This is a genomic window from Pseudoflavonifractor phocaeensis (assembly GCF_016901955.1).
GTDB classification, from domain to species: domain Bacteria; phylum Bacillota; class Clostridia; order Oscillospirales; family Oscillospiraceae; genus Flavonifractor; species Flavonifractor phocaeensis_A.
Genome location: NZ_JACJLC010000042.1, coordinates 1 through 26,759 on the forward strand (window position 1 = coordinate 1; position 26,759 = coordinate 26,759).

Consider the following 26,759-nt stretch of genomic DNA (forward strand, 5'->3'; position numbering starts at 1 on the left):
AGTGTGCTTCCTCCCCAATCTAATTTTATAAGAAAGGCGACCGTTTGTCTGCTCTCTTTCATCCCTATTTGTGCCGAGAGCGAAGCGGTCGGCATGGTGATTATGATGAGAAGCAAAGGGTATTTCACACCCACGTGACCATAGTGGAGATGAAGACCGGGAAAGCCAAGACCATCGCTCTGAACAAGCAGGTGCTCCAGGCCCTACGGCTATATTTGCCCCACAGGCGCGGTGACTTTATTTTCGCGAGCAGCCGCAGAAACGCCAACGCTATCAGCCGGGTTCAGGCGTGGCGTATCATCCGTGCGGCAGCAATGGCTGTGGGCCTGCACGGAAAGATCTCCTGTCACAGTCTGAGAAAAACCTGGGGCTACCATGCCTGGACCAGCAAAGCGGTCTCTCCTGTGGTGATCATGCACATTTATAACCACAGTGACTATGCGGTTACACGGCGATACCTGGGGGTGGATCAGGACGACTTGGACAAGGCGTACATTGGAATGGAGCTCTTCTACTGATGCCGCTCCATCCGGCAGGGCGTATCCCGGACCGCAGCCCGGCGACCGCCGTTTCCCGCGGACCAACGGAAGATATTTTTTTCGTCCTTTCAGGCTTTCGGCTGCGGCCGATCCCCGCCGCGGCGTCTGTATGACGGGAAATCGCCCGCGAAAACAGCGCCGCCGCGAGAGACCGCGTCTTTCGAAATATGGCTTCAGTACCAAATTGAAAGGGCGAATATCTTAACATTCTGTCAAGAATCAGAATTTCTCCTGTACTTTAGTCTCCCGTGTCTGTTATACTTTTTATAAATAACTGCCGTCGGGGGCCGGCGGCCGAAAGGAGCAAGTCCGTGCAAATCAATCCACAGCTCATAGAGAAAATCAAGGAATCTCTGTTCTCTGTCCTTCCCATTACAGCCATTGTGCTGCTGCTGAGCGTGACTATCGCGCCGTTGGCTCCGGGGGTTATCGTCCTTTTCTCCTTCGGCGCATTCCTTCTGATCATCGGTATCGGGATATCACGCTGGGCGTGGATCTCTCCATGACTCCAATGGGGCAGGGGATCGGCGCATCTCTTGGGAAAGCAAAAGGGATGGCTCTGCCAATCCTGCTGTGCTTTGTTCTGGGAGCGCTGATTACCGTGGCAGAGCCGGATCTGCAGGTTCTGGCCGAGTAAGTTCCCGCCGTGCCAAACATGACGCTGATCCTGACTGTGGCGGTGGGCGTAGGGATCTTTCTAGTGATCGCGTTGCTGCGCGTGCGGCTGCAAATCCCTCTTTCTTTCCTGCTGGTGGGATTTTATGCCGTGGTGTTCATTCTCTCCCATTTTGTGCCAGAGATTTTTATCCCTGCGGCCTTTGATTCCGGCGGTGTTACCACCGGCCCCATTACCGTGCCCTTTATTATGGCGCTCGGCGTGGGCATAGCATCCATGCGCAGTGATAAGAACGCCACCAGCGACAGTTTCGGTCTGGTGGCTCTTTGCAGCATCGGCCCCATCCTGTCGGTGATGATCCTGGGCATCTGCTACACACCGGACAGCGCCGAATACTCCTCTGTCTCTCTTGTGGATGTCGCTACCACACGGGACGCCGCTCTCGTTTTCCTCCGGGCGGTCCCCCGCTATGCCGAGGAAGTGGCTGTCGCCGTAATACCCATCTGCATGATGTTCCTGATGTTTCAGTTGGTCACGCGGCGCTTTAAGCGAATGCAGCTGCTGCGAATCAGCAGCGGCTTTATTTACACCTATATTGGGCTGGTTTTGTTCCTCACGGGAGTGAACGTGGGCTTTATGCCTGCCGGCCAGTTGATCGGCGCCACCGTAGCGTCCGGGGGACAACCCTGGCTGCTGATCCCCATCGGTATGGTCATGGGCTATTTTGTCGTCGCCGCGGAACCCGCCGTCCATGTTCTGAACAAGCAGGTGGAGGAAGTTTCCATGGGCTCTATTTCCCGGCGCGCCATGCGCAGGGGACTCTCCATCGGCGTAGCAGTTTCCGTCGGGATCGCCATGCTGCGGGTACTTACCGGAATATCCATCATGTGGTTTTTGATCCCTGGTTATGTATTCGCACTGGCGCTCACTTTTTTCGTGCCCCAAATCTTCACCGGCGTGGCGTTCGACTCCGGCGGCGTAGCCTCCGGGCCTATGACGGCCACATTTATGCTACCCTTTGCCATGGGCGCCTGCCAGGCGCTTGGCGGCAACTTTATGACAGACGCGTTCGGCCTGGTTGCCATGGTGGCGATGACGCCCCTGGTGACCATCCAGCTTCTGGGTCTGGCCGGCCGGGTACGAAAAAAACTGGAAAACGACGCTCTGCGGGCGGAACTTGCCCAAGCGGAGGACAGCATCTTGTATTATGACGCATGAATAGGAGGGCAAGGCATGAAAGATCTGAAGAGGCTCGTCATGATTGTTTCCATCATCGAGCGTGGCAACGGGAACAAACTGATAAAGCTTTATGATCAAGAGCAGGTGTTTACCCATATGCGTTGCGAAGGAACCGGGACCGCCACCTCGGAGATCATGGATATTCTGGGCCTGGGCGGTTCGGAGAAGGACATCATCCTGAGCTTCGCACCAGCCGGTACAGCGCTGAACCTGCTGGAAAAGCTGAAAGATGATCTGCACGACCTGTGCCCCGGCCGGGGCATCGCATTCATGGTTGCTATGGAGGCAGTGACCAATTTGCTGGCCGCATCCATCGGCGCCAGGACAAAATTGGAGAAAGATAGGGAGTATGAAGATATGCAGGAAAAAAACAGCCTGATTATGATCACGGTCAATCAGGGCTTTACCGATGAAGTGATGTCTACCGCGAAGGAAGCCGGCGCCAGAGGCGGCACGGTGGTCCGCGGCCGCTGGGTGATGATGGACGAAATCGAACAGATGAAGGGACTCACGCTCCGGGAAGAGAAGGAGATCATCCTGATCGTGGTCCCCCGTGAGATCCGCAACAGCGTGATGGAGGCTGTCAACACCCATCACGGACTCCAGTCTGAGGCGGGAGCGGTGATCTGTTCGTTGGGTGTGGAGCACATGGCGCATCTGGGATAAGTCCGCGTAGCCGGTAAGGATCCCGCTCGTTCATCAGACGCACAGAGAAACACCGTCAAGTCGGCAGGACATTGCTGCTTTCCGTGCTCCACGGTCAACATCAGAAAAAGGGGTATAGCCATGATAGAAGAGATATTAAACAAGAAGCTGCGATCAGTTATACTCCAAGCCCTGATAGTATTCATTGCACTGCTGGCCTGCGGTGGAACACTGCTCCTTCACCTGAAAAATTTAAGAAGCTCTGTCAGCCGCGACCAGATTTCCTTGGAAGCCCAGGAGTATAAGTCCCGAATATTCGCGCAGTTCCAATACGATATTCAGACGCTCTCCGCGATCTCCGCGCTCATCGAAGGGCCGCGTGATGAAACGGACAGGTCCCTTCTTGCCCGGAAACTGGACGAGGCCAACAGGGACGGCGCGTTTGTGACCGTCGCGTTCTTCGACACGGATCTTCAGGGCGTCATCTGCCCGCCGAATGGCGAGATCGTGACAGATGCCAGCCTGCCAGAGCTGCCCCAGGAGCTGCAAAGTGCAGTTTATACAGCCTTGGAAGGAACGCCCACGGTCTCTCGGCTGTTTGAGAGCAGAATCTCCCAGCAAAGAGTATTTGCCTACAGCATTCCCGTTTATCACGAGGGAACCGTGATCGGGGCGCTATCCGCCACCGACTATATTGACGTATTCGGCAGCATTCTCGCAGAGGACACCGCGCTGGGCAGTTCCGGTTATATTCACCTGCTTGGAACAGATGGCAGTTTTCTGATGCGCTCCCCCAACACTGTCGTGCAGGAAAATCTCTCTAATATTTATAGTGGCTCCTATCTATCTGAATCTGCCGCGGAAGAAGTACGTGGTGCCATGGCGCGGCAGGAACGGATATTCTCGTCCTTTACCCATGAGGGCGTCTCTTATCCCTTCCTCCTGGAGCCGGTGGGGCTTAACGGATGGTATCTGTTTTGCGTCAGCACGGGAAGCGGCCTGACCGCCGTTTCCGAAAGGTTCAATTCGCTCGTCGGCTTCCTGTTCCTTCTGGCGTTCCTTCTGGTCATGACTGTCGTGGTCCGTGGTTATCGCCTGCTGCGCGATTATCATCTTGAGTTGAAGCGTCTGGCTTACTATGATCCGCTGACCGGAGCAGAGAATATGGTGCGCTATCACCAGCGGCTGACAGAGGCGATGGGTATGACAGGCGGCAGCGTGGTGGCGCTCAGGACTCGTCAATTTCCGTTTGTCACCGAGATTTTCGGGAAGGAGCGCGCCAATTGTCTGCTTTGTGAGATCAAAGAGATCATCGGCCGGCACCTGCGAAGCGGTGAATTTTTTTCCCGGGATACTGAAGACATCTTTTATCTCTTCCTGATGGATGTGGATCCGGACGCCGTCCGTCTCCGCCTGCAGACGCTGATTGATGAACTTGTCCGCGGTACCGAGATCAGCAAGAGCGACTATGAAATGGCGTTCTACTGCGGCGTGGTGCCCTCCCCCCGCAGTGACGATCCCGGAGCCACGGCCGACCATATGCGCACCAGTGTGCACTTTGCGCTGGAAAAAGCGGAGAGCGGGCATACCAACACGATCTGGTTTTTTGATACGGAGCTGCACAAAAAGGAGGATCTGGAGAACTATATTGAGCGGCATATGAATCAGGCGCTTCGCGATGGAGAGTTTGAGATGTTCCTGCAGCCGAAGAAAGACCTCCGCAGCGATACACTGGCCGGGGCTGAGGCGCTGGTGCGCTGGCGGACCACCGGCGGCAGGATGATCTATCCCGATCAGTTTATCCCTCTCTTTGAACGCAACGGCTTTTGTATGCAGCTGGATCTTTACATGGTGGAGCAGGCGTGCCGCCAGATCCGCGTGTGGCTTGGCCGGGGCGTCACACCGATCCCCATCTCCGTAAATCAATCCAAACAATTGTTTTTTAAGCCGGATTATGTCCAGGCTTTAAAAGCGATGGTAAGGAAATACGGCATATCCGCCCGCCTCATCACGCTGGAGATTCTGGAAAGCCTGGCGTTGGAGAATGTGGACGCGCTCAACGGGATCATTCTTCAGCTGCATGCGGAGGGATTTCGCATCTCGCTGGACGATTTTGGAAGCGGATTTTCCTCTCTGAACGCCCTGAGCAGGCTGAAAATCGATGAGTTGAAGCTGGACCGGGCGTTTTTGCTGAATCTTTCCCCTCAAGAGCAGGCTCGCTCTCAGCTCATCATAAAAGAGATCGTTCAGATGGCGAGGCTTCTCTCCATCGCAACGGTTGCGGAAGGCGTGGAAACCGCAGAGGACGAGGGGATGATTCGAGCGCTCGGATGCGACTTTGGACAGGGCTATTTGTACAGCCGTCCTGTTTCCGCCGCTGATTTTGATCGGATCTTCATGCAAGGGCAACTGCAAAACGGCCCGAGCGGGAAGGAAGTCTGAATTGCGTGACCACCGCTCTATACGGGCTGCACCCTCCGTTACTTTGAGCGGCGGGGTACGGTTTCTGCTCAAAGTACAGCTTGGCGATCACTTCAACAGGGACTTTACTCGACCACGGCAAAAGCCGGAGAGAATCTCGGCTCGCTGGCCGTTGCCGGCACTGAGCGAGGGGTTCTGACAATTTCAGTTCACACAATGGATATTTATCGCACATGATGAAACCGCCCCGGCAGCCACATCTTGCGGCTGCCGGGGCGGTCACTTTGCTGCAGGTTTCCGAAGCATCAAAGCGTTTGATCTGAAGCGTATGCTAACCCGATCATATCTCAGTGAGTTCGTAAGAATATGTCACGCTGCCATTGTCATAGCGGTAAAGGATCCGGCCGTCAGAAAACATCTCTTTCGAGAACTTATCGAAATCCTTGCCATGTTTCGCACGGACAAATTCATCGGTACGCGCTAATTCAACCTCTTCGAAAAAGGTTTGCGGTCTGGATGAACCGGCGCATGCATTACAAAACCTGGCAACAACTTCATCTCGCCATGCAGGCCAGAAAGGACTGCTCTGTGCTTTCATTTCTCGCAAGATTCGAAGTAGGATGCCACAATGTCCACCAACAAATTATATCGGTCAATCTTCCAAATAAGTTTGCGGGCGTCAAGATGATTTGTGATGTAGGTCGGATCCTCGGTCAACAGGTATCCGACAATCTGGCCGATCGGGTTGTATCCTTTCTCTTGCAGCGCCTTATGGACGCGCATTAAATTCGCCTTGCTTTCATTTCCCGCCATGCGCGTCACCTCCCAGACATCTTCAGCATAAAATGGATCCGGCGGTTGCGCCGCATATAGGAACTCTTTCCCATATGCGGCCTATTTTATGAAAATACATCGCAGACCTCGCATAGCTGGGAAATTGCGTAGAGCGGCAAATAAACGAGCTTATCCTGCTTACGATAATCTGACATGGAGGTGCGGACGCCGAAGAGCAGCCCATTGTTGGTAGCAAAGCATTTCAAACTCTTGGCCTGCAGGTTCTCCTCCGCCTTGACCTCTAGGGGGATCACGCTCCCGCTGTGCTGTAATACGAAGTGGCACATTGTCAAGTCAAGTGCAACACTTTCTGAAAATGGACTTCAAAGGGTGAGAGCCAGCCCAGGCATTTACGGGGACGAAGATTGAGAGCATCTTCAAAAAGCTGTATTTGTTCATGGGAGAGGGCAGCAATATCAGAACCTTTTGGGATAAATTCACGAAGCAGGCCGTTGGTATTTTCGTTTGTTCCGCGCTGCCATGGAGCATACGGCGGAGGGAAATAGAACGTCACGCCCGGGATTGCGTCCATGACATCCCGGTAGATCAGGTCCGCCCGGACGAAGGCGGTGAGTACCTCCCGGCTGATGTGGCGCTCCTTGAGCAGGTAGGCGAACACCCGGCGCATGGAATCACTGGACGGAGGCAGTGCGAAAGGCTTCGCCTCCGGTTTCCGCTCCACCGCCGAGGGGCAGGGGACGCCTTCTCCGTCCAGGAGCCGCTGCACTGCCTCCGGATAGCTGAGGTTATGGAAGGTCTGGAGGAAGGAGACGGGGCCGCCGCCCTCCTTCGCCTCATGGTCGTACCACTCTCTGCCCCGGACGGTGACGCTGTGGTCCGAGGCCAGCCGGTACTCCGGCCCGGAGGGGATGAGCATCTCTCCCCGCCGGCGGAGGTACTCCGCCAGGTCCACAGAGTTGGCCCGGCGTTTTTGTTCTTCGGTGAATGGGATGTAGGGCATAGTCCACCTCCAAAAAAGAGGGAGGCCGCTGATCGCGGCCTCCCAAGTCTGTCATATTCATGTTTCAGGGAGCGGCATCCTTTGGAGCTGGTCCAGCTGGTCCCGCCGCCCGTATACCACAGCGGTGATCCAGACGGTCATGGCTTCCTCATTGACCCAGTAGTACACCAGAAAATTCTCCACTGGCATTTTGTGTATTCCCTCCGACCGCCATGGCTCCTCCGGGGTCAGTGGATAGCGGCCGGGCATCCTGCCCAGCCTCGCCATCTCCGCCTCCAGCCGGTCGGCCCAGCGGAGGGCGGTCTCCGGCGCCTGGAGCACCTTCGAGATATAGCGGACAGTTTCCCCCATTTGCCCGATGGCGTGGTCTGTCATCCTGACCCGATACTGCTCCATGGTCAGATGCACTCCCTGATCTGGGCAAAGGCATCCTTCAGATCCGTGCCCTGTCCCGCCTTTGCCTGCTTCAGCCCCTCTGCCATCATCCTGTCGAACTGCTCCGTTGTCATGGCGTCCCGGGTGGGGACCGCGGGGACGCGGAAGGAGTAGGGGATGCTGTTGGTCATGATGATCTGGCGGTAGAGGGAGTCGATCAGCACGGACACAGGAACGCCGAGGCGGTCCAGGATCTCCTCCGCCTGCCGCTTGATCTCAGGCTGGACACGGGCTGTCACATTTGCTGTTTTGGTTGCCATAAGCTGCACCGCCTTTCTGGAGATATTATACCTCTTTGTATGGCGGTTTGCAACACAAAATTTACCAGCGCCGCTTGCGGGTCTTCCGGTGATAGGGGATCTGGCGCACGACGGCGCGGGTCTGCCGCAATGGAGAGCGGCGCTCCAGGGGCAGGGCCTTGGCGCTGGTTCGTCTGTCCGCGCTGTAGTGATTCTGTTTCACACGATATCCTCCATTTCTATTTCTACATCGTGACGGTCTGTTCTTCGTGGTCGTCCGGCTTGTGGCCCATGGCGATCTTCTTCTCCCGGATCTTCTGGCGCAGCTTCTTGTCCGTGAAGCGGATGGCGCCAACCTTCTGGCGCGGTTCCTGCTCCCGGAAGATGCCGGCTATATGGTAGAGCAAATTGGACACCGCCCAGGCCACAGGCTGGAGGCGGCGGCTGTCCATGTTGGTCAGAAAATATTGAGCGTACTGATTGCCCTGTTCCGCGGACTGCTGGAACCACAATCTGGCCCGCTCCCGGTCCTCCGGCACCTCCAGACCCAGCAGATACAGCTTCCCAAGCGCATACTGGGCGTACTGGTCCCCCTGCTCCGCCGCGGCGGTCAGCCAGCGGACAGCGGCTCCGGCATCCTTGGGGACACGCTCTCCCTGGAGCAGCAGCTTCCCCAGCCGGTACTGGGCCGGACGGTATCCGGCCTCCGCCGCCGCGGTCACCTCCTCCAGTGCCTGGGCAACCTGCTCCGGTGAGGAAGCGTGGTCTTGGAGGGCTGCCCACGCACGGCGAAAGCGCCACTCCCACATAGGGGGCGGCGCTCCGGTTTCTTCCGATCCCTCATTTTGATTTGTGCCCGTTTCTTGTTCTGGGCCGTCCGGGCCCGCCGCTTCCGTCTGATCCTCCGGGTGGAACACCTGCCGGAGCTCCCCCAGCCGCACAGCCTCCCGGATCACCAGATTGCGAATGGCCTTGAACTCCTTCTGCCGGGAGAGGGGCAGACGCTCCGGCAGTTCGTCCTTGTAGGTGCGCAGCACCTCCTCCCGCATCTCATACCACAGGTCGTAGGCTTGGGCGACGCGGGGATCCCTGGCCAACTCGTCCACGATCTCATCCACCACAGCCTTTAGCGGGGCTTCCAAGTATCCGTACTGCTTCTTGCCGGACAGGTTTTTCAGCTTCCCAGCCAGGTGTTCCATGAGCTGTTCCATGCGGGGGTTTTCCAGTGTGCCGGTCTCCATCTGGTGGACCAGCGTTTCCATGACTACCGCTGCCTCACTATTCAGGGTATCCCGCCGCTGAGTCTGCTCCCGATAGAGCTCCGTCAGCTCATTGCGGAAGATCTCCTTGGCCAGACCGGACTTGATCTGGGCGATGCCCTGCTTGGTCAGGTAGCCGGACTTGCCGTCGGCGCTGTAGCAGACCATATGCACATGGGGGTGGTGGGACTCATCGTGGAAGGCGGCGTACCACCGGAACTGGTCCCAGGGGATCTTCATGGCCTGGGCCATCTCTATAGCACAGCCGGTGAGCAGGACCTTCCACTGATTCGCGTCATCGTAGCCCAGCCGGGCGGCGTCCTCCCGCCGCAGGGATAGGATGGGCAGCCACACATTGCCGGTGTGGTTTGCGACCTCCTCCGCCACCTGGGACAGGGTCAGGGTCTCGTCCGAGCCGGTGAAGAGCGCGTGGGTCCCCGTGCGCTGGGCACGGGGGCGGCTGGCGATGTACTGGACGTAGTTTTCTTTTTTTGCGGCCCGGTCGTAGTTGTCCTCCAGGACCCTGGTGATGAACTCCGAGGCGTTACCCCGGGTGGGCGCGGCGGCGTAGTCCTCATACTCGAAAGTCCCTCGGCTGAGGGGGAAGTCCCGGAGGAGCTGCTCCACTAACTCCCGCTGCTTTTCCGTGGCAGGGAGCCAGGACTGGTCCGGCGAGAACTTCTGCGCCCCCTCCCGGGTGGCCATGTAGCGGACGTAGTTGCTCAGGTGGGCGGCAGCTCTCTGAGAGCCGCCCTTCACATAGGGACACTTGAAGATCAGGCGGGGCATGGCATATCAACTCCCGCACGTCAATCTGTGCGCCGCTGTCGCTCCACCGCGTCGTCCAGGGAATGTTTCGCACCTGCTCATTCATTGTGCAACACCTCCCTTTCAGGACACACGGTTATCAGGCAGTGCCACACAGACATCCACCTGCCACACTGGCTTCACCTTGCGTCTGGTTCCATCCTGTTCCATCTTCATGGAAAACAGGTATCCGGGAATCGGCACATTCGGATTTTGGGCATGAAACAAAGCCGGAAACCCTTGCGGCTCAGGCATTTTTTGTTCTTGGTTCCATTTTGACCCCTTTGTAGGCACCGAGGAGCTGGGCCATCTGGAGATGATCGGGGCCATCGTCCACCAGCTCACCCGGAACCTGGACGACAAGCAGGTGCGGGAGGGCGGCTTTGCCCCCTACTTTGTGGATCACACCACCGGGGTCTACCCCACCGCCGCCTCCGGTTCCCCTTGGAACGCTGCCGGTATCGGCGTCAAGGGAGACGTGATCTGCGACCTCACCGAGGATATGGCCGCCGAGCAGAAGGCCCGGGTGACCTATGACAACATCCTGCGAATGAGCGACGATCCCGACGTGAACAACGTCATCCGCTTCCTGCGGGAGCGGGAAATCGTCCACTTCCAGCGATTTGGCGAAGCGGTGCGCCTGGCCAAGGAGAAAATGGACCAGAAAAACGTGTATTTCACCAACCCCGCCTTCGACAAGTGAACCTCCGGCGTAAAATATGGGCCTGCTGTATGCACAGCAGGCCCATGTTTTACATTTATCGTGGAACGGATTGACCGGCGCTCAGGCTGTCGATGATGGTGATGACCAGCCCCCGGATGCTGTTTTCAGTGGTGCGGTAGGGCGCGATGCGCAGGGTATAGCACCGGCCGTTCATGGCGGTGACCTCCCGGTCAATGGAACTCAGGTTCTTCAACACCGCCCTGGCGTCCGCCTCTATCTCCTCGTTGGGGAAGCTGTGGGCGAGGATCTGAATGGGCCGTCCGATGTCGTGCTCCATCAGCTGGAACTCCCGGCCCACGTACTCGGTGAATTTGCGGATGTTCAACTTACTGTCCACGAACAGGATGCCGATCATAGTGGAGGACAGGAAGTTGGACAGATCGTTGGTCATCATGGTCAACTCGTCCAGCTTCAGCTGGTGCTCGGTATTGACGGTATAGAGCTCCTCGTTCACCGATTGGAGCTCCTCGGCAGAGGACTGGAGCTCCTCATTGGCGGTGATCAGCTCCTCGTTGGCGGCCTGAAGCTCCCCGTTGACGGTCTCCAGCCGCTGAATGGTGGCCCGCAGATCGCTCTGGGAGATCTGGAACTCCCGCTCCAGGTCGGCGATGCGTCTGGCGGCGGTGGCGTCCACGTCGTACTTCTCCACTATGCCCTCCAGATTGCCCCGCTTATTCTCCAGGAAGAGCACGGCGGTCAGGCTGCTCCCCTCCCCCGTCTCGCCGGGTATTACCTGGGCCATCAGATCGATCACCTTCCGCCCGGTTGGGCAGTCCACCACGATATCGGTGTACACCACGCTTTCCTTTTCCGCCCGGCAGCGGCTCAGGGCGGTGGAGGCAGCCAGCGTCAGGTCCTGATTCACCAGGCTGAAGAAATTGAGGGTTGCCTTCCCGGGGGCCAGGGTGAGGTAGTCGGTGTAGTTGCCGAAGAAGTGGACCACCATGTCGTTCTGATCCAGCACCACAGAGGCCGGCAGAAAAGCCTCCAGGAACTTGGTGTAGGTGGATTCGCGCACCTGGTTTTCCTCTTCCTCCCCGATGGTCCGGGCGCTTTTCCGGGAAACAGTCTGGATGTTGGGAATATTAAAGGTAGGCGGGGTCAGATCCTCCACCTTGCCCTCCCCCTTATGGAGGTAAATCTTCTCCGTGCCGCACACTGTTTTGAAAATGTTACCATATTCCTCGGCGGTCTCGCTCTGACCCAGGAAGAGGAAGCCGTTGTTCTTCAGGGCGGAGTGGAAGATAGAGAAAAGCCCCCGCCGCAGCACCGGCTGGAAATAAATCATCACGTTACGGCAGCTGATCATGTCCAGCTTGCCGAAGGGGGGATCGGAGAACATATTGTGTACGGCAAAGACGATCATCTGCCGGATCTGCTTGGAGACCGTGTACCGGTCGTTGTGCTTGTGGAAATATTTTGCCAGGCGGTCCGGGGTGATGTCGTCCACGATATTTCCGGTAAAGACGCCCTTCCCCGCCTGTTCCACCGCCTGACTGTTCACGTCGGTGGCGAAAATCTTTACGTCCCGCTTCACCCGCAGCTCGTCCATAGCCTCCTGGAAGAGGATGGCGATGGAATAGGCCTCCTCGCCGGTGGAGCAGCCCGCGCACCAAACCCGGATGGGGTCCCCCTCCTTGGCCCGCTCCACGATCTTGTAGATGGCGTTGTACTTCAGCTTTTCGAAGAAGGAGGCGTCCCGGAAGAAGCTGGTCACCCCAATGAGGATCTCCTTGATGAGGATGCCGACCTCGTTCTGATCCTCGCCCAGCAGCCGGGCAAAATCGGACAGGCTGGCGCTGTGGGTCACCAGGATCCGCCGCTGGATCCGCCGCAGGATGGTGGAACGTTTATAATAGGTAAAGTCGATGCCGCTGGCATTTTTCAAAATGGCATAGATATGGGCGAGGGTGTCCTCCTCAGAAAAGAGGGCGTCCCCGTCGGCGGAATGGGCCCATTTGGGTATGTGCAGCAGCGGAGTGTTGGAAAAGCTCAGGATCTCCCCGGCGATCTCCTGCGGGGAGAGGACGAAATCGGCCAGGCCGGTGCGAATGACGCTTTGGGGCATACCGTCGAACTTGGCGCTCTCCGGGTCCTGGGCGATGACCATCCCCCCGTGCTCCTTCACCACCTTCACGCCATTGGTCCCATCGGAGCCGGTACCCGACAGCACCACCGCCACGGCGTGCTCCCTGGCCTCCTCGGCCAGGGAGACGAAAAAGGTGTCGATAGGGTGGTTCAGAGTGCCCGCCTCATTGTCGGACAGGATAAGCCTGCCCTGGTGGATGGTCATGAATCTTCCCGGCGGGATCAGGTAGACCGTATCCGGCTCCACCTTCATATGGTTGGTAGCCTGGAGCACGGTCATGGCCGTGCTTGCCCAGGATATCCGCCATCAGGCTCTTATAGTCAGCAGACAGATGCTGTACCACCACAAAGCTCAGGCCGCTGTTGGGCGGCATACAGCTGAAAAACTGCTGCAACGCCTCCACGCCCCCAGCGGACGCGCCGATGCCGATGATCAGCGGTGAGCAGTCCTTGCCCTGATCCAGCTGAGTGTCGTTTATCATAGTCATGTCGGAAGCCTCCTAGCCAAATCCGCGCCTTACTTGGCGGGAATCTGGTGCAGGTATTTTTTCTGAAATACCTCCGCCGGAATGGGGCGGTCAAAGAAGTAGCCCTGACCGTAAGCGCAGCCCGCGTTGGAGAGGGCGTCGATCTGGGACCGGTTCTCCACCCCCTCCGCCACACAGATCATGCCACAGGTGTGGCAGATGCTCACCAGATCCCGGATGAGCATCTGACAGCGGACGTTGCTGGTCAGATCGGCAATCAGGCTCCGATCCAGCTTCACCGAGTCAAATTTCACGTTGGTGAAAATAGACAGGTTGGCATATTGCGAGCCAAAGTCGTCCAGGGAAAAGCGGATCCCATAGGCACGGAACTGTTCCATCACCTCTGCCAGGGAGCGGCTGTCCACGCTGCCGGCGCTCTCGGTTACCTCCACCTCCAGCATACCGGGGGGCAGCAGGGGATAGCGGCTCTGGATCGCCAGCACAGAGGCCGGAGCAGCGGGGTCAAACAGCGTGAAGCGGGAGAAGTTCACCGACATGGGAACCACCTGGAGCCCCTGTTCCCGCCAACTGTCCATCAGGGCCAGAGTGCGCTCCAGCACGAAGAGGTCCAGCTCCCGCACATCTCCGCTCTGCTCCAGCTCCCGGATGAACCGGTCGGGCATCACCAGGTTGCCTTCCTGGTCCACTCCCCGCACCAGGGCCTCTGCCCCGATGAGCTTGCCAGTGGTCATGTGGACCTTAGGCTGGAGGTACACGGTGAACCGGCCCAGCCGGATGGCCTCTTCCGCGGTATGGACGTCGGGACCCAGGGCGAATACCTCGGCCCGGGGCACGGCCTCCACCTGTTCACAGCGCATAATGGTCTTGGCCTCGCCCACCAGTGTTTTCCCGTTAAAGACTCCCTCCGCCCAGGTGTAGCCGATGCGCAGATCCTTTGGGTAACGCCGCTGGAGCGCAGTGCGCAGCCGGTTGCACCGGCCCATAAAGACCTGACGGGTGGTGTCAGGGCACAAGACCACAAATTCAGCGTCCCAGGTGCGGAACAGAAAGGAGTGTCCGAAAATATCCGCCAGGGTCTTGGACACATACCACAGCAGCCGGCTGCCGTACTCAAAGCCCAGGCTGCTGTTGATGGTGGACAGGCCGGGGACATCCAGGCAAACCGCGCCCATGGAGCTGTACAGATCGGAATTGAGGGAATAGATCACGTTCAGATAGGAGCGCAGGTTGGGCAGCTCGCTCAAAAAGACGCCCGGCTCCTCTTCCGAGACCTGGATATGCTCCTGAAAGCGTTTCCTTTCGCCCAGGATATGTGGGAGCAGGGTGCTGAACAGAGCGGCGTCGGCAGGGTGCTCCCTGGCGTTTTCAATGCACAGGAAGCCCTCGATCACCCCTTCCTCCATAAGGGGGAAGGTAGTAAAGTGCCATGGCTCCGCCGGCGCCGCATCCGGCTTGGGCTTGGCGAATTGCAGGGACCGGCTGAGAAATACCGGGGACCGCTCCTCCAGGCATCGCTGGAGAATGGGGAGTCGCTCCACCGGCATACCGGATACTGCCTGCTGGATGCTGGCCTTGCTGCTGCCCGTCCACTCATAGGGCATAGTGACCACATGGTGATCCTCCGCCAGGGTAAGCACATAGACCCGATCCGCCCGGTAATAGGTACCGATATAGCTGAGAACGCTGCGGATAGAGCTTTGCAGGGAATTGGAAGAGAGCATGGACGATACGCATTGCAGGGCCACGTCCTTTTCCCGCTCGGACAGGGGCCGGCTCATCTCCGCCTGATGGACAGTGATCTGGTCCAGCTCTCCGCTGCTCTGAAGCTCGCTCCAGGCCCAGTCCTCTTCCTCTTCCTGATAAAAGGTAACCGTATCCGCCGGACAGTTGCGGCTGAGCTGACAGATCTGTACGCACTGGGCAATCATGTTGACATAGCTGTTCTGGCCCTGCCTGGCATGGGTAACGCCAGCCACAAAGCGCAGGCTGTCCATATCCATGGTGTTGGCCTGGGTCAGGCGAACAAAGGAAAAGGCGGCCTCCAGCATGGTCTTGATCCTTGGCCTGGCAGCGATATCCGGAAAGAACACAATGAGCTTATCCCGATTGTACTGGCCCACCACACAATCCGGGCCCAGGCCCACCGACAGAGCGGTAAAGACACAGCGGCGTTTGTCGTTCATTTCGTCGCCGCCCAGGACGCACAGCTGCTCCATGCCAGCCAGCTTGATGACGCACAGGGCGCAATCGCGCCGTTTCTCCTTCCCCAGCAGACTTTCTACCAGGGCCCGGACAGTGGCCCTGTCGTAGAGACCGGTGACCGGGTCCCGTGCCATTTGGATACCCAACCCCAGCTCCCACTGATGACGCTTGTGCTCCTGGAGCAGATAGGAATACAGACGAGCGTGCTGGCTGACCGGATCCTCCATCAGAATGGCCACATGGGTCACCCAACGGATATCCCCTCCGGCGTCTACCCGGCGGTATTCCGTCCACAGCCACCGGTCCCCCTGGTGGAACCGCTCCAGCAGCCAGTTGCGGTCATAGTAGCCTGCCACAGCCTGCCGGTCGTCCTGGGAAAAGACCTTTTCCATTCCCTTGGACAGCACCCGGGAGCAGGGGACGTTGGCGACCCGGCCGCTTTGATCCTTCCCTTCCAGCCACAGGCTGGTTACGGTATCCAGAGTCAGGTCGGCCTGGATCCCCACAATCAGATAGGCGGTCAGGTGCTCTGGCAGCAGACGCCTGGGCAGCATCTTGGCCTGCTGCCCCGCCGGGTCCTCGGACAGGCGCTCGATGATACCAACTGCCTTCACCACACGCCCGGCATCATCGCACAGCAGCCGGTAGGACATGGCCGCCCAACCGTAGCAGCCGGTATCCTGGTGCTGGACCACAAAATTACCATACCCTTGGGTCCGGCCCTCCAGCATCTGCTGGGCAAACTCCAGAAATCTGGGCACCGAATTGGGGTGGATCCAGCCGCTGCTGATCAGTGATTTGGGAAAGGTCCCCTGGTGCCAGATGGGTGACCCTCCATTTCTGTCATTGCAGCTGAACAATGTCACCTTCTTGGCGGGGATATCTACCTCCCACATCCCCTGAGTGGTCTGCTCAAAGGCGCTTTGCAGCCGCTCGTTGATCTCCTGGAGCCGCTGCTCGCTCTCCTTGAACTGGGAGATATCCGTAGCGGTGACCAGCATCACCGGTCGGGCGTTGCCGTACTCGATGCGGGCGGCCCGGATGTGCCACCAGAACCAGTTCTTCCTGTCCCCGGACACCCGGTGGACATGATCCACCGGCTGGGACGCTTCAAAACCCTTCCGCAGGGCTTCCTCCAGCCCGGGCACGTCGTCGGGATGCACCACGTGGTCCAGCGTCCTGGGCAGGTCATAATTCTGGGGCTCCACCCCGATGATGCGGCAGAAGCTGGGGCTGACATAAATCAGACGGATGGGCTCCCCCATGTCCAGGAGGGCTACCCCACTGTCCAAATTTTCCAGCAGGCCGCTGATGGGGATGGTGCTTACCGGCAGAAAGGTCTCGGCGCTCTGCTGGAGCCCATGGCTGTATTTTACATAGTATCCGTGCTTGCCGTTTTTCTTGGCCTTGTACAGGGCCAGGTCGGCGGACTGGTACAGGTTCTCAAACCGCAGGCCCTGTCCCACCGCCATGTGGATACCCACACTGGCGGTCAGCGTTACGGAGGCGCTGCTGCCCAGGGAAAGCTGGAGCCGCTGGCAGATCTCCTGTCCCTTCCGCTGAACCAGCTTCTCGGTGATCCCTCCGGACAGGAACACGATAAACTCATCCCCACCCAGGCGGCCCACGATATCCGTGGCCCGGAACATACCGGAGAGGATCTGGGCGGATTGTCGGATGGCCTGATCCCCCGCCTGATGGCCCAGAGTATCGTTGACCTGCTTGAAATTATCCAGGTCCACGATGAACATGGCGCAGGTCTCCTCAGGGCCGGCCTGCTCCAGCCGCTGGTTGATATAGGCCTCTGTGGTGGCTCGGTTGAGCAGGCCGGACAGGGAATCCTTAGCCGCCCGCTCCTGGAGCTCCTCAAACTGGCGGCGCAGGGATCTGTCAAATTGTCCGTTTGTCTCTTGCATACACGTTCATTCCCAAGGTCAGGATTTGTTTTCTGCCCGGCCATCCGCGGCAGATCATTTAGCATGTAAAATTATACCGTTGTTTCCACTTGATTTCAAGGGTGATTGCGCCCGGTTCCATGGAATACGAGGACTATTTTTACCTTGTCGCATTGCGTCTGTCTCCGTTTTTTGGTATGATCATTCCAAAGCCCGTCGAAAGGAGGCCGTCCCTATGGCAAAGTATCTCATGGCCCTGGATCAGGGCACCACCAGCTCCCGCTGCATCCTCTTTGACCGTCAGGGCCGGGTGTGCTCCCAGGCCCAGAAGGAGCTGACCCAGTACTTCCCCCACCCCGGCTGGGTGGAGCACGACCCCATGGAGATCTGGGCCAGCCAGGTGGGTATGGCCCAGGAGGCTATGCTCAAAATCGGCGCCACCGCGGCCGACATAGCCGCCATCGGTATCACCAACCAGCGGGAAACCACCGTGGTATGGGACAAGGCCACCGGTCAGCCAGTGTACAACGCCATCGTGTGGCAATGCCGGCGCACCGCCCCCTTCTGCGACCAGCTGGCGGCGGAGGGCTGGGGAGAGAAAATCCGGACTAAGTGCGGCTTGGTATTGGACGCCTATTTCTCCGGCACCAAGATCCGGTGGATCCTGGACCACGTACCCGGAGCCCGTGAAAAGGCGGAGGCGGGGGAACTTCTCTTTGGCACAGTGGACTCCTGGCTCATCTGGAACTTGACTCGGGGGATGGTCCACGTCACCGACTGTTCCAACGCCTCCCGCACCATGCTGTACAACATCTTTGAGCGCCGGTGGGACCCGGAGCTGCTGGATCGGTTGGGGATTCCCTCCGCCATGCTGCCCAGGGTGGTCCCCTCCAGCCAGGTCTACGGCTACACCCACCCCTCCCTCTTCGGCGGGCCCATCCCCATCTCCGGGGCGGCGGGGGATCAGCAGTCCGCCCTCTTCGGCCAGGCCTGCTTCTCCCCCGGCATGGCCAAAAATACCTATGGCACCGGCTGTTTTCTTCTGATGAATACCGGGGACAGGCCAGTGGTGAGCCGAAATGGTCTGGTGACCACCATGGCCTGGGAGGTGGACGGCCAGGTGGAATACGCCCTGGAGGGCTCCATCTTTGTGGCGGGGGCGGCCATCCAGTGGCTGCGGGATGAGCTGCGGCTCATCGACACCGCCGCCCAGTCGGAGGAGCTGGCCCGGCAGGTGACCGACACCAACGGGGCGTATGTGGTACCTGCCTTCACCGGCCTGGGGGCCCCCTACTGGGACCCCTACGCCCGGGGCACCATTGTGGGTCTCACCCGGGGAGTGGGCCGGGCCCACATCGTCCGGGCCACGCTGGAGTCCCTGGCCTATCAGACCCGGGACGTGCTGCGGGCCATGGAGGAGGACAGCGGCATCCGCTTGTCTTCTCTCCAGGTGGACGGAGGAGCCTGCGCCAACGACTTTCTCATGCAATTTCAGGCTGACGTGATTCAGGTACCCGTCCAGCGGCCGGTGTGCATCGAGACCACCGCCCTGGGGGCCGCCTGCCTGGCGGGTCTGGCGGTGGGTTGCTGGCGGGACAAGGCAGAGGTGGCGGAAAATTGGGCGGTTGCCCGCACCTTCCGCCCGGAAATGGACCTGGAGACCAGCCAGGCATTAGTGGCCGGCTGGGAAAAGGCGGTGTCCCGAGCCCTCCGCTGGGCGGAATAGGGACAAGGCTGGCCGGCCTCTACCTCCCCAAGGCAAGAAAAAGGACGCCCCACAAAGGGCGTCCTTTTTGGTCGGCAGATTAGTTCTGCTCGCCGCGCATCCGGGCGAAGCAGTCGCTGCAATAAACGGGACGATCGGACTTGGGCTCAAAAGGAACCTTGGCCTCGCCGCCGCAGGCAGCGCAGGTAGCGGTGAAATACTCGCGGGGGCCGCGGGAGGCAGCCTTGCGGGCGTCACGGCAGGCCTTGCAGCGCTGGGGCTCGTTCTGGAAGCCGCGCTCAGCGTAGAACTCCTGCTCACCGGCGGTGAACACGAACTCCTGGCCACATTCCTTACATACCAGAGTCTTGTCTTCGTACATGATGATACCCTCTCTTTGCTTCTTTGCCCAGGTCCGGATGATCCATTTGCTGGGTCAGAGTAATATGCGCTCAGCTGGTGCTGATATCGCCGGAAGTTGTGCGCCCGGCCAGCTTACGCCGGATGCGCTGTACTGCGTTGTCCACCGATTTTGGGGACTTGTTTACCTCGGCCGCGATCTCGGCATAGGAAAGGCCATTTAGATACAACCGAAGTATATTTGCCTCGAAACCGGACAGCTGGCCCACCAGCGTTTCCATCCGCTCCCGGAAGGCCTCCCGACTGAGGAAGATCTCCTCCGGGTCTTTTTCCTGGGGTTGGGGCGCGCCATAGGGGTAACGGTCACCGTTCCCGCTGAAAAGAGGGGGATCGAACGAGACAGAGCTGTTCAGCGGCATATGTTTATCTCTAGCTGCCGCCTTGATGACAGAGAGCAAACGGTTTTTGATACAGACCTCCGCAAAGGTGCGGAAGGAAGCGGCTTTTTCCGGGTGGAACTCCCGGATGGCGGCCAGCAGGCCCACCATACCCTCCTGAATCAGGTCCTCGCTGTCCCCCCCTGCCAGAAAGTAGGGACGGGCACAGGCCCGCACCAGGCGGTTATACCGCAGCACCAGCTCCTCCTCCGCCTTGCGGTCACCGGCGGCCACCCGGGCGCACAGTACTTCATCACCCGGGGCTGAGGACTGGAATCGGTCAGGTTTCATGCCGTTTCTCCTTGCACATTATAAGCATAGGCCCTAGATTTTGTCAAGTGTTTCACAGAAATATTTCGGACCGCCCTATAATTTTTTATCACATTTGCCCAGAGGCATGCATCCATCCCTGCATGGCCTTTTCCCTCAAAAGCTCAGCTGGTCCATGCCCGTCCCGCCGGGGACGGCCAGACCCAAATGCTCATAGGCCCGACGGGTAACGCACCGGCCCCTGGGAGTGCGGGTGAGGAAGCCCATCTGCATCAGGTAGGGCTCGTACACGTCCTCCAGGGTGATTGCCTCCTCATTGATGGTGGCCGCCAGGGTCTCCAGCCCCACCGGTCCCCCGCCGTAGTGGTCGATGATGGAGGTGAGCATCCGCCGGTCGATGGCGTCCAGTCCCAGGTGGTCCACCTCCAGGGCGGACAGGGCTACGTCGGCCACTTCCCGGGTAATGACGCCCCCAGCCTTTACCTGGGCGAAGTCACGCACCCGGCGAAGCATCCGGTTGGCAATACGGGGGGTGCCCCGGCTACGCTTGGCGATCTCCATGGCGCCGTCTGCCTCGATGGGCACATCCAGAATGCCCGCAGACCGGGTGACAATAAGGGAGAGCTCCTCCGGGGTGTACAGCTCCAGCCGCAGGGTCACCCCGAACCGGTCCCGGAGGGGAGCGGACAGCTGGCCCGCCCGAGTGGTGGCCCCGATGAGGGTGAACTTGGGCAGGTCCAGCCGGATGGAGTTGGCCGACGGCCCCTTGCCGATGATGATATCGATGGCAAAGTCCTCCATGGCAGGGTACAAAATCTCCTCCACCGACCGGTTGAGCCGGTGGATCTCATCCACGAAGAGGATGTCATTCTCCGCCAGATTGGTGAGCAGGGCCGCCAGATCGCCGGGCTTCTCAATGGCCGGGCCGGAGGTGATGCGGATGTTGACCCCCATCTCATTGGCGATGATATTGGACAAAGTGGTCTTGCCCAGGCCCGGGGGACCGTGGAGGAGCACATGGTCCAACGGCTCGCCCCGCATCTTGGCGGCCTGGATGAACACCTCCAGGTTGCCCTTGGCCTTGGCCTGTCCGATGTACTCGCTTAGAGTCTTTGGCCGCAGAGAGCCCTCGTTCTCGTCATCCCGGGTAAGGGACGTGGTCACCAGAGGCTCCTGGGTCTCAAAGCCGTCCTCAGAAAACGCGATGCTCAAAGTCTCACTTCCTTATCCGTTCCACCCGTCCAGCAGCTCTTCCACCACGTCCAGGAAGGCCCCCTCCCCCAGGGTGTTGATCTTGAACAGCATCGCCTGGCTGCCGCCGGAGGTGATGGCGGACAAAAACAGGTTGGGACCGTTGCCCACCAGGGTCAGGTTGAGGCTCACCCGGTTGCTGCCGATGATGCTGTACCGCTCGTACACCCGGACGGCCACCCGGACGGAGCCGCTGGCGTAGTCGCTGCTGTCCTCCCAGCTGGCCGAGGCGCTGCCGTTGAGAATGCCGTCGTGGAGATAGTCCAGCAGCCGGTCAAAGCTGCCGGTAAGTTCCCGTTCCAGTTTTGCCATGTTTGCTCCTCCTTACCCCTTCATCATTTTCTTCAGTGCCTGTTTGACGATCTCCTCCAGACTGAGGGCGTCCACGTCGATCCCCTTCAGGGCCAGACCGATCTCGGCCTGGGAGTAGCCCAGCACCGCCAGGGCGGCAGCGGCCTCGGAGGATTTGTTTTCCGGAATGACGGTGACCCCGGTGCCGCCATAGCTCTCGCCGCCGGGGGTGATCTGGCCCTTGGCCAGCTTGTCCTTCAGCTCCAGGATGATCCGCTGGGCGATCTTTTTGCCGATACCCTGGGCCACGGTGAGGGCCTTCTCGTCTCCGGTGATGATGCTCATGGCCAGGGACTCCGGCGTGGCGGAGGATAGGATGGACAGGGCCGCCTTGGGCCCCACCCCGGACACCGAGAGCAAAAGCTGAAAGCAGTTGAGCTCGTTTTCAGTGGCGAAGCCGTAGAGCTCCATGGCGTCCTCCCGCACGTTGAGGTGGGTAAACAGCTTGGCCCTCTCCCCTTTTTTCAGCCGGGAGAGGGTATTGTTGGTGGTGCGGCAGGCGTAGCCCACCCCGCCGCAGTCGATCACCGCCAGATAGGGGGCGGTGTGGGCCACGGTTCCATTAACATAATAAAACATAATCGTAAACTCCTAGCGGTCGCGCACGTCATACCGGCCGCTGCCCGGACGGGCGGCGTCAGGGCTTTGCAGCCGGGAGGTAAAGGACCGGGCGTGGCACAGGGCGATGGCCACCGCGTCTGCGGCGTCGTCCGGCTTGGGAACAGCCTTCAGGTTCAAAAGACGGCGGGTCATATCCATGACCTGCCGCTTTTCCGCCTTGCCGTAGCCCACCACCGCCTGCTTCACCTGACTGGGGGAGTACTCATAGATGGCCACCCCCCGCCGCTGGGCCCCCAGCAGCAGCACCCCTCTGGCCTGGGCCACCCCGATGCCGGTGGTGATATTACTGTTGAAGAACAGCTCCTCGATGGCCATGGCCTGGGGCTTGAACTGGGTAAGCAGCAGGTCCAGGTCGTCAGCGATCTGGCACAGGCGGGCGGGCAGCGGCTCCCCCGCCGGGGTGGTGATGGCCCCGCACTGGACCAGCCGGGCCCTTCCCCCCGCCGCCTCCACCAGGCCGAAGCCCACGGTGGCAAAGCCGGGATCGATCCCTAAAATCAGCATAGCGTCGGTTCCCTTTCTGTCAGTCCATAGAACGATTGTACCACGGCCCGCCCGGCGGTGCAAGGAGGAAGTTGCGACGACAAAAGGGCCCGCCGCAACCAAAGCGGCGGGCCCTGCTGGATGTACTGTTTTACCGTTTGCGTGGGATAAGCAGCAGCTGGCCCTCGGGCAGCTCCTCCTCCTCCAGGGCGTTGGCCTGCATCACGTCCCGGCCGGTGGTGCCGTAAGACTTGGCGATATCCCACAGCCGTTCTCCCTTCCCCACCATCCGCAGGACGATGGAGGGCTGGCCGGTGTGATCCCGGGGGGTGTTCTCGTCAAAGGAGATCCCGCTGACGGCGGCGGCCTTGCTCCCGGTGAGAGCCAGCCAGGAAAAGCTCACCGGGAAACGTACCTCCACCCCGCCGGCGGTGGGAGAGGCAAACACCGGGGCGGTGGAGGCGCACCGGCAAGCGCAGCGGCACCCCTGAGGCAGGTCCAGGGGGCAGGTCACCGGGATGGCCCGATCCACCGTCAGCAGCTGTCCATCCTCTCCCCGGCAGAGCACATGGACGTTGGCCTGGACGGTCAGGGTAAGCTTCTCTCCCTCCCGGCTCTGGGCCACCTCCCCCAGGGTCAGGTAGGCGTCCATGGTCTCCTGGGGCAGCGTGCCGGTCTCCAGCAGCTCCCGGACGGCCACTTCCCGCTCCCCCCGGTCAGTGAGCCTGGTAACAGCCAAAGAACTGGCGCTCACCTCCAGATCGTAGGCGGTAGAGTACACGTCGGACAGCAGGGTGAGGGTCCGCTGCTCCCGCACCACCGCCTGGGCCAGCAGGCCCATGGTCAGGCTGAGAGTGCGGCCGTCCCCCCGGTCCAGGGTACAGTCCAGGTCGGTAAGGATCAGAGCTACCTGGCAGGCGGCCTCCTCCCCGGCGCCCCCCACCTCCATCAGTTGGGAGATGGGCAGTTCAAATTCCCCGGTGTGCAGCCCGCCGTCCACCCCCAGGTAGAGGGCCTGGACCTTGGCGTTCCCCTTGAAGATGAGCTTGCTGCCAATGACCTTGGCCTCTGTACAGGCCAGGGAGGCCCGGCATTTCAGCAGCTCCTCCCCCTCCGGGCGGCTGCCAGGCAGGGCCAGCTCGTCGCTATACGTAAAGGGTTTCTCCTGTACGCATACGGTGACACAGGTCTCACAGGTTTCCGTCCGCTGCTCTACCCCTGCCTGCTCTCCCTCCAGCACCCCCTGTGGGGCCCATTGGTTGGCCGGGGCGAACACCTGGACCTCCACCAGCAGGTCGGCCCGTACCAGGGCCTTCCGGGGATTGACCAGCCGGGCGTCCGCCCCCCGGAGCCGGGGCAGAGCCACCACCTTGCAGTCGGCGGTGATGTCCCCGCCGTCGGCGGCGCAGGTAAAGGGCAGCTCCACGGTTAGCCGCCGGGACCCTTCGGCCCCCTCGGGCTGACATAGGAGCACGGCCCGGATGGTCCCCGTCACCTCCAGCCGGCCCTCCATGGCTTCCTTCCGCTGGAGGAACACCATCCCCTCCGTATCCAGGATCTCCAGCAGATCCGGGCAGGCGTCCGGCACGATGCTCTCCAGGGTCTCCTCCTGGGCCAGGACGGTCTCCAGCACCGGGGTATATCCGTCCAGCGGTATCCGTTCCAATTCCAGCTCCATAGTGCTCCAACTCCTTGTGCGGGCCATCGCCCAGTCTGTGCAGTTACTGCTAGAGCACTATATGTACAAGGTTGGTCCGCTATGCCTCAGTCGTCCCCGCCCCGCTTTCTGAAACCGAACACCAGCTTCAGCAGGCCGCTGAGGGCCTTGGGGGATCTCACCACCACGATCTTCACGCTCACACCTCCCTGTCCAGCCAATAGTGTCTGAGCCAGCCCAGGCCCCGGCGGCCCAACCAGGCCCCCGTCACAAAGACCACCAGCATCCCCGGCCGGAGCAGCAGCACCGCGCCCGCCCCACATAGCGCACCGATGGCCAGCGCCTTTTTGCCCTGTAATGTCAAAAAAACAGCCGCCTCCTTTCACTGGTTCTGCACCAGTATACGCAGAAGACGGCTGTTGTGTTCATTTCAGCGGTCCGGCGGGCTCATTCCCGCTGGCTGCGGATCACCAGGGCCCGGCCCTGGGCGGCGAAGAGCTTCATCACAGGGGTGGCTGGCTCGTTGCTGACAGTAAGGGTATCCCCCCGGGTGACCTCCGCCCCCTCCAGGGGGTACTTGACCCCACGCAAGGTAAGGCCCTTTACAGTTCTGTCCAGGGGGATGACGGAGAGATAGTGGTAGTGGGGCAGATCGGCCAGGGTCAGGGGCTCTCCTGCCTCCAGCAGCCGGACCTCGTTGTCCCCGTCTGCCATCACGGCCCGCCCCCCCTGATTGGCGATCCACTCCAGCAGGGTCAGGTTGGAGGCGGTGTGGTCCAGCCTGCCGCCGGTGCAGCCGCACAGCAGCAGGGAGTTGATCCCCCGCTCCAGCGCCCAGTGAGCGGCGGCCTGCAGGTCAGTAAAATCCTTCTCCACCGGCAGCTGGGCCCAGGGAATGCCCTCCGCCGGCCTGCCGCCGGAGTCCCAGTCCCCAATGAGGTAGTCCGGGCGCAGCCCGGCGGCCAGGGCGGTATTCAGACCTCCGTCGGCGCAGATCACCGTCCAGTCCTTCCCCTCCAGGTAGTCCTCCAGAAAGGCCAGCCCGGCGCAGGGGGCCGCCCCGATGATGAGGCCGTATTCCGTCACTTTCTCTGCCATTGGGGCACTTCCTTTGCCTGCTGGTACAGCCGCACATAGCTGGCGTGGCGGCTGGCGGGGATCTCCCCCGCTTTTACCGCCGCAAGAACTGCACAGCCCTTTTCCTTTACATGAGCACAGCCAGTGAACCGGCATTTCTCCAGATAGGGGGCAAACTCCCGGAAGGTGTATTGCAGACTCTCCGGGGCCCGCAGCTCCATCTCCTCGGTATCGAAGGAGGAGAAGCCGGGGGTATCCGCTACGATGGCCCCGTTATCCAGCCGGAAGAGCTCCACATGGCGGGTGGTATGGCGGCCCCGGCCCAGCTTGTCGGATACCTCCCCCACCTGGATGTGGAACCCGGGCTGGAGGGCGTTGAGGATGGAGGACTTGCCCACGCCGGAATTGCCTGTAAAGGCAGACACCTTTCCAGCGATTGCCGCCCGCAGGTCCTCGATACCCTCCCCAGTCTCGGCGCTCACCCGCAGGGTGAGAAAGCCTGCCCGGGTGTAAGTGTCGTAGAGGGCGTCGGCCTGGTCCAGGTCGCACTTGTTGAGCACGATGACACTGTCGCAGCCCCGACCCTGGGCGATGGACACCACCCGATCGATGAGGAAGGGGTCAGTCACCGGGATAGCCCCGGAGGCCACCACGACCAACTGGTCGATGTTGGCCACCGCCGGTCGTTGAAACTCATTTTTTCGCGGGAGGATGGCGTCCAGAATGCCGCTGTCCTTCTCCAACGGGGTGAATTCCACCCGGTCCCCTACCAGAGGGCTCACCTTCTGGTGGCGGAACTTGCCCCGGCCCCGGCAGGCGGTGAGCCTGCCGGAGCCGTCATCTACATAATAGAAGCCGCTGAGGGCCTTTAAAATGATTCCTTCCATAATCAGCCGAAGTTGTGGTTCTGGCTGGAGAAGAGCTCCCCGTCAAAGTACACGTTCACCATCTGCACGCCCGAGCCTGTCAGGTTTACCACCTTTACAAGAGTTGCGGTCTGGACGGTCTGGTGGAACTGTTCCTGGCCGTCCACGGTGACCACCAGCTCCACCTGCTCCCGGTCTCGGGGCAGGTCGATGGTATAGCCGATGGTGTTGGGCTGGCTTACCGGCGTGGAGGTGGGAGAAGGCGTGGGAGTCGGCGTCTGCGTAGGCG

The 26,759-nt window shown here is 60.1% G+C and carries 26 protein-coding genes and 3 pseudogenes; 8 read left to right on the top strand and 21 right to left on the bottom strand.

Annotated features, from left to right (window positions below):
- Window positions 1-134 precede the first annotated feature (134 nt).
- The 6 genes and pseudogenes from H6B51_RS10380 to H6B51_RS10395 all read left to right on the top strand — a co-directional run bounded on the left by H6B51_RS10380 (window position 135) and on the right by H6B51_RS10395 (window position 5,481).
- Complete coding sequence (locus H6B51_RS10380; protein ID WP_335342144.1) at window positions 135-518, top strand: tyrosine-type recombinase/integrase; 384 nt, start codon at window positions 135-137, stop codon at window positions 516-518.
- Between the two features lie 332 nt (window positions 519-850).
- The gene (locus H6B51_RS17770) at window positions 851-1,045 is read left to right on the top strand and encodes a hypothetical protein (RefSeq protein ID WP_243421243.1); all 195 of its coding nucleotides are present in this window, start codon (window positions 851-853) and stop codon (window positions 1,043-1,045) included.
- A gap of 5 nt (window positions 1,046-1,050) precedes the next feature.
- A pseudogene (locus H6B51_RS17775) lies at window positions 1,051-1,464 on the top strand (DUF1538 family protein); the annotation flags it as partial.
- A gap of 243 nt (window positions 1,465-1,707) precedes the next feature.
- Window positions 1,708-2,373, top strand: coding sequence for a DUF1538 domain-containing protein (locus tag H6B51_RS17780; RefSeq protein ID WP_243421245.1), 666 nt, complete (start codon window positions 1,708-1,710; stop codon window positions 2,371-2,373).
- Window positions 2,374-2,388: 15 nt separating this feature from the next.
- Window positions 2,389-3,060, top strand: a complete 672-nt coding sequence (locus H6B51_RS10390; protein ID WP_204883621.1) for a hypothetical protein — start codon at window positions 2,389-2,391, stop codon at window positions 3,058-3,060.
- Window positions 3,061-3,180: 120 nt separating this feature from the next.
- Window positions 3,181-5,481, top strand: coding sequence for an EAL domain-containing protein (locus H6B51_RS10395; RefSeq protein WP_204883622.1), 2,301 nt, complete (start codon window positions 3,181-3,183; stop codon window positions 5,479-5,481).
- Window positions 5,482-6,054: 573 nt separating this feature from the next.
- Here the strand turns inward: H6B51_RS10395 and H6B51_RS10400 are convergent.
- The 6 genes from H6B51_RS10400 to mobP3 all read right to left on the bottom strand — a co-directional run bounded on the left by H6B51_RS10400 (window position 6,055) and on the right by mobP3 (window position 9,977).
- Window positions 6,055-6,273, bottom strand: a complete 219-nt coding sequence (locus tag H6B51_RS10400; protein WP_204883623.1) for an IreB family regulatory phosphoprotein — start codon at window positions 6,271-6,273, stop codon at window positions 6,055-6,057.
- A 310-nt stretch (window positions 6,274-6,583) separates the two neighbouring features.
- Window positions 6,584-7,255 (bottom strand): hypothetical protein, encoded by a 672-nt coding sequence (locus tag H6B51_RS18335; protein WP_204883624.1) that lies wholly within the window; start codon window positions 7,253-7,255, stop codon window positions 6,584-6,586.
- A 57-nt stretch (window positions 7,256-7,312) separates the two neighbouring features.
- On the bottom strand, window positions 7,313-7,651 hold the full coding sequence (locus H6B51_RS10410; protein ID WP_243421244.1) for a type II toxin-antitoxin system RelE/ParE family toxin: 339 nt from the start codon (window positions 7,649-7,651) through the stop codon (window positions 7,313-7,315).
- 2 nt (window positions 7,652-7,653) lie between these two features.
- On the bottom strand, window positions 7,654-7,950 hold the full coding sequence (locus H6B51_RS10415) for a type II toxin-antitoxin system RelB/DinJ family antitoxin (protein WP_204883625.1): 297 nt from the start codon (window positions 7,948-7,950) through the stop codon (window positions 7,654-7,656).
- Between the two features lie 61 nt (window positions 7,951-8,011).
- Window positions 8,012-8,152, bottom strand: coding sequence for a hypothetical protein (locus H6B51_RS10420; RefSeq protein WP_204883626.1), 141 nt, complete (start codon window positions 8,150-8,152; stop codon window positions 8,012-8,014).
- A 22-nt stretch (window positions 8,153-8,174) separates the two neighbouring features.
- A complete protein-coding gene (gene mobP3 / locus H6B51_RS10425; protein WP_204883627.1) occupies window positions 8,175-9,977 on the bottom strand; it encodes a MobP3 family relaxase in 1,803 nt (600 codons plus the stop codon).
- Window positions 9,978-10,248: 271 nt separating this feature from the next.
- On the opposite strand from mobP3, the gene H6B51_RS10430 reads away from it, so the two are divergent.
- The gene (locus H6B51_RS10430; RefSeq protein WP_418055066.1) at window positions 10,249-10,698 is read left to right on the top strand and encodes a manganese catalase family protein; all 450 of its coding nucleotides are present in this window, start codon (window positions 10,249-10,251) and stop codon (window positions 10,696-10,698) included.
- Between the two features lie 55 nt (window positions 10,699-10,753).
- Here H6B51_RS10430 and H6B51_RS10435 read toward each other — a convergent pair whose 3' ends face one another.
- From H6B51_RS10435 to H6B51_RS10445, 3 genes and pseudogenes are all read right to left on the bottom strand, one after another.
- On the bottom strand, window positions 10,754-12,787 hold the full coding sequence (locus tag H6B51_RS10435; protein WP_418055067.1) for a CheR family methyltransferase: 2,034 nt from the start codon (window positions 12,785-12,787) through the stop codon (window positions 10,754-10,756).
- Window positions 12,776-13,295 (bottom strand): annotated as a pseudogene (locus H6B51_RS18465) (chemotaxis protein CheB); the annotation flags it as partial. The gene H6B51_RS10435 and the pseudogene H6B51_RS18465, both read right to left, overlap by 12 nt.
- A 29-nt stretch (window positions 13,296-13,324) precedes the next feature.
- Complete coding sequence (locus H6B51_RS10445) at window positions 13,325-17,413, bottom strand: EAL domain-containing protein (protein ID WP_204883631.1); 4,089 nt, start codon at window positions 17,411-17,413, stop codon at window positions 13,325-13,327.
- Window positions 17,414-17,627: 214 nt separating this feature from the next.
- On the opposite strand from H6B51_RS10445, the gene glpK reads away from it, so the two are divergent.
- Complete coding sequence (gene glpK / locus H6B51_RS10450) at window positions 17,628-19,118, top strand: glycerol kinase GlpK (protein ID WP_204883632.1); 1,491 nt, start codon at window positions 17,628-17,630, stop codon at window positions 19,116-19,118.
- A 79-nt stretch (window positions 19,119-19,197) separates the two neighbouring features.
- On the opposite strand, the gene H6B51_RS10455 is transcribed toward glpK, so the two are convergent.
- The 12 genes and pseudogenes from H6B51_RS10455 to H6B51_RS10510 all read right to left on the bottom strand — a co-directional run.
- On the bottom strand, window positions 19,198-19,479 hold the full coding sequence (locus tag H6B51_RS10455; RefSeq protein ID WP_204705998.1) for a zinc-ribbon domain containing protein: 282 nt from the start codon (window positions 19,477-19,479) through the stop codon (window positions 19,198-19,200).
- Window positions 19,480-19,549: 70 nt separating this feature from the next.
- Entirely contained in the window at window positions 19,550-20,185 is a 636-nt protein-coding gene (locus H6B51_RS10460) for a sigma-70 family RNA polymerase sigma factor (RefSeq protein WP_204883633.1), read from the bottom strand.
- A gap of 135 nt (window positions 20,186-20,320) precedes the next feature.
- Window positions 20,321-21,376: a Holliday junction branch migration DNA helicase RuvB gene (gene ruvB, locus H6B51_RS10465; RefSeq protein ID WP_204883634.1), complete on the bottom strand. Its 1,056-nt coding sequence runs from the start codon at window positions 21,374-21,376 to the stop codon at window positions 20,321-20,323.
- Between the two features lie 12 nt (window positions 21,377-21,388).
- Entirely contained in the window at window positions 21,389-21,727 is a 339-nt protein-coding gene (locus H6B51_RS10470; protein ID WP_204883635.1) for a DUF6054 family protein, read from the bottom strand.
- A gap of 12 nt (window positions 21,728-21,739) precedes the next feature.
- Entirely contained in the window at window positions 21,740-22,345 is a 606-nt protein-coding gene (ruvA, locus tag H6B51_RS10475) for a Holliday junction branch migration protein RuvA (protein WP_204883636.1), read from the bottom strand.
- Between the two features lie 12 nt (window positions 22,346-22,357).
- A complete protein-coding gene (gene ruvC, locus H6B51_RS10480) occupies window positions 22,358-22,891 on the bottom strand; it encodes a crossover junction endodeoxyribonuclease RuvC (RefSeq protein ID WP_204883637.1) in 534 nt (177 codons plus the stop codon).
- Between the two features lie 130 nt (window positions 22,892-23,021).
- Window positions 23,022-24,548, bottom strand: a complete 1,527-nt coding sequence (locus tag H6B51_RS10485) for a DUF3794 and LysM peptidoglycan-binding domain-containing protein (RefSeq protein ID WP_204883638.1) — start codon at window positions 24,546-24,548, stop codon at window positions 23,022-23,024.
- A gap of 86 nt (window positions 24,549-24,634) precedes the next feature.
- Window positions 24,635-24,724: a stage V sporulation protein SpoVM gene (spoVM, locus tag H6B51_RS10490; RefSeq protein ID WP_204883639.1), complete on the bottom strand. Its 90-nt coding sequence runs from the start codon at window positions 24,722-24,724 to the stop codon at window positions 24,635-24,637.
- 2 nt (window positions 24,725-24,726) lie between these two features.
- Entirely contained in the window at window positions 24,727-24,891 is a 165-nt protein-coding gene (locus H6B51_RS10495) for a hypothetical protein (protein ID WP_204883640.1), read from the bottom strand.
- Window positions 24,892-24,974: 83 nt separating this feature from the next.
- Window positions 24,975-25,625: a thiamine diphosphokinase gene (locus H6B51_RS10500; protein ID WP_204883641.1), complete on the bottom strand. Its 651-nt coding sequence runs from the start codon at window positions 25,623-25,625 to the stop codon at window positions 24,975-24,977.
- Window positions 25,610-26,491, bottom strand: a complete 882-nt coding sequence (gene rsgA / locus H6B51_RS10505; protein WP_204883642.1) for a ribosome small subunit-dependent GTPase A — start codon at window positions 26,489-26,491, stop codon at window positions 25,610-25,612. Before rsgA ends, H6B51_RS10500 begins: the two co-directional genes overlap by 16 nt.
- Window positions 26,492-26,493: 2 nt before the next feature.
- Window positions 26,494-26,759: pseudogene (locus H6B51_RS10510) on the bottom strand (Stk1 family PASTA domain-containing Ser/Thr kinase); the annotation flags it as partial.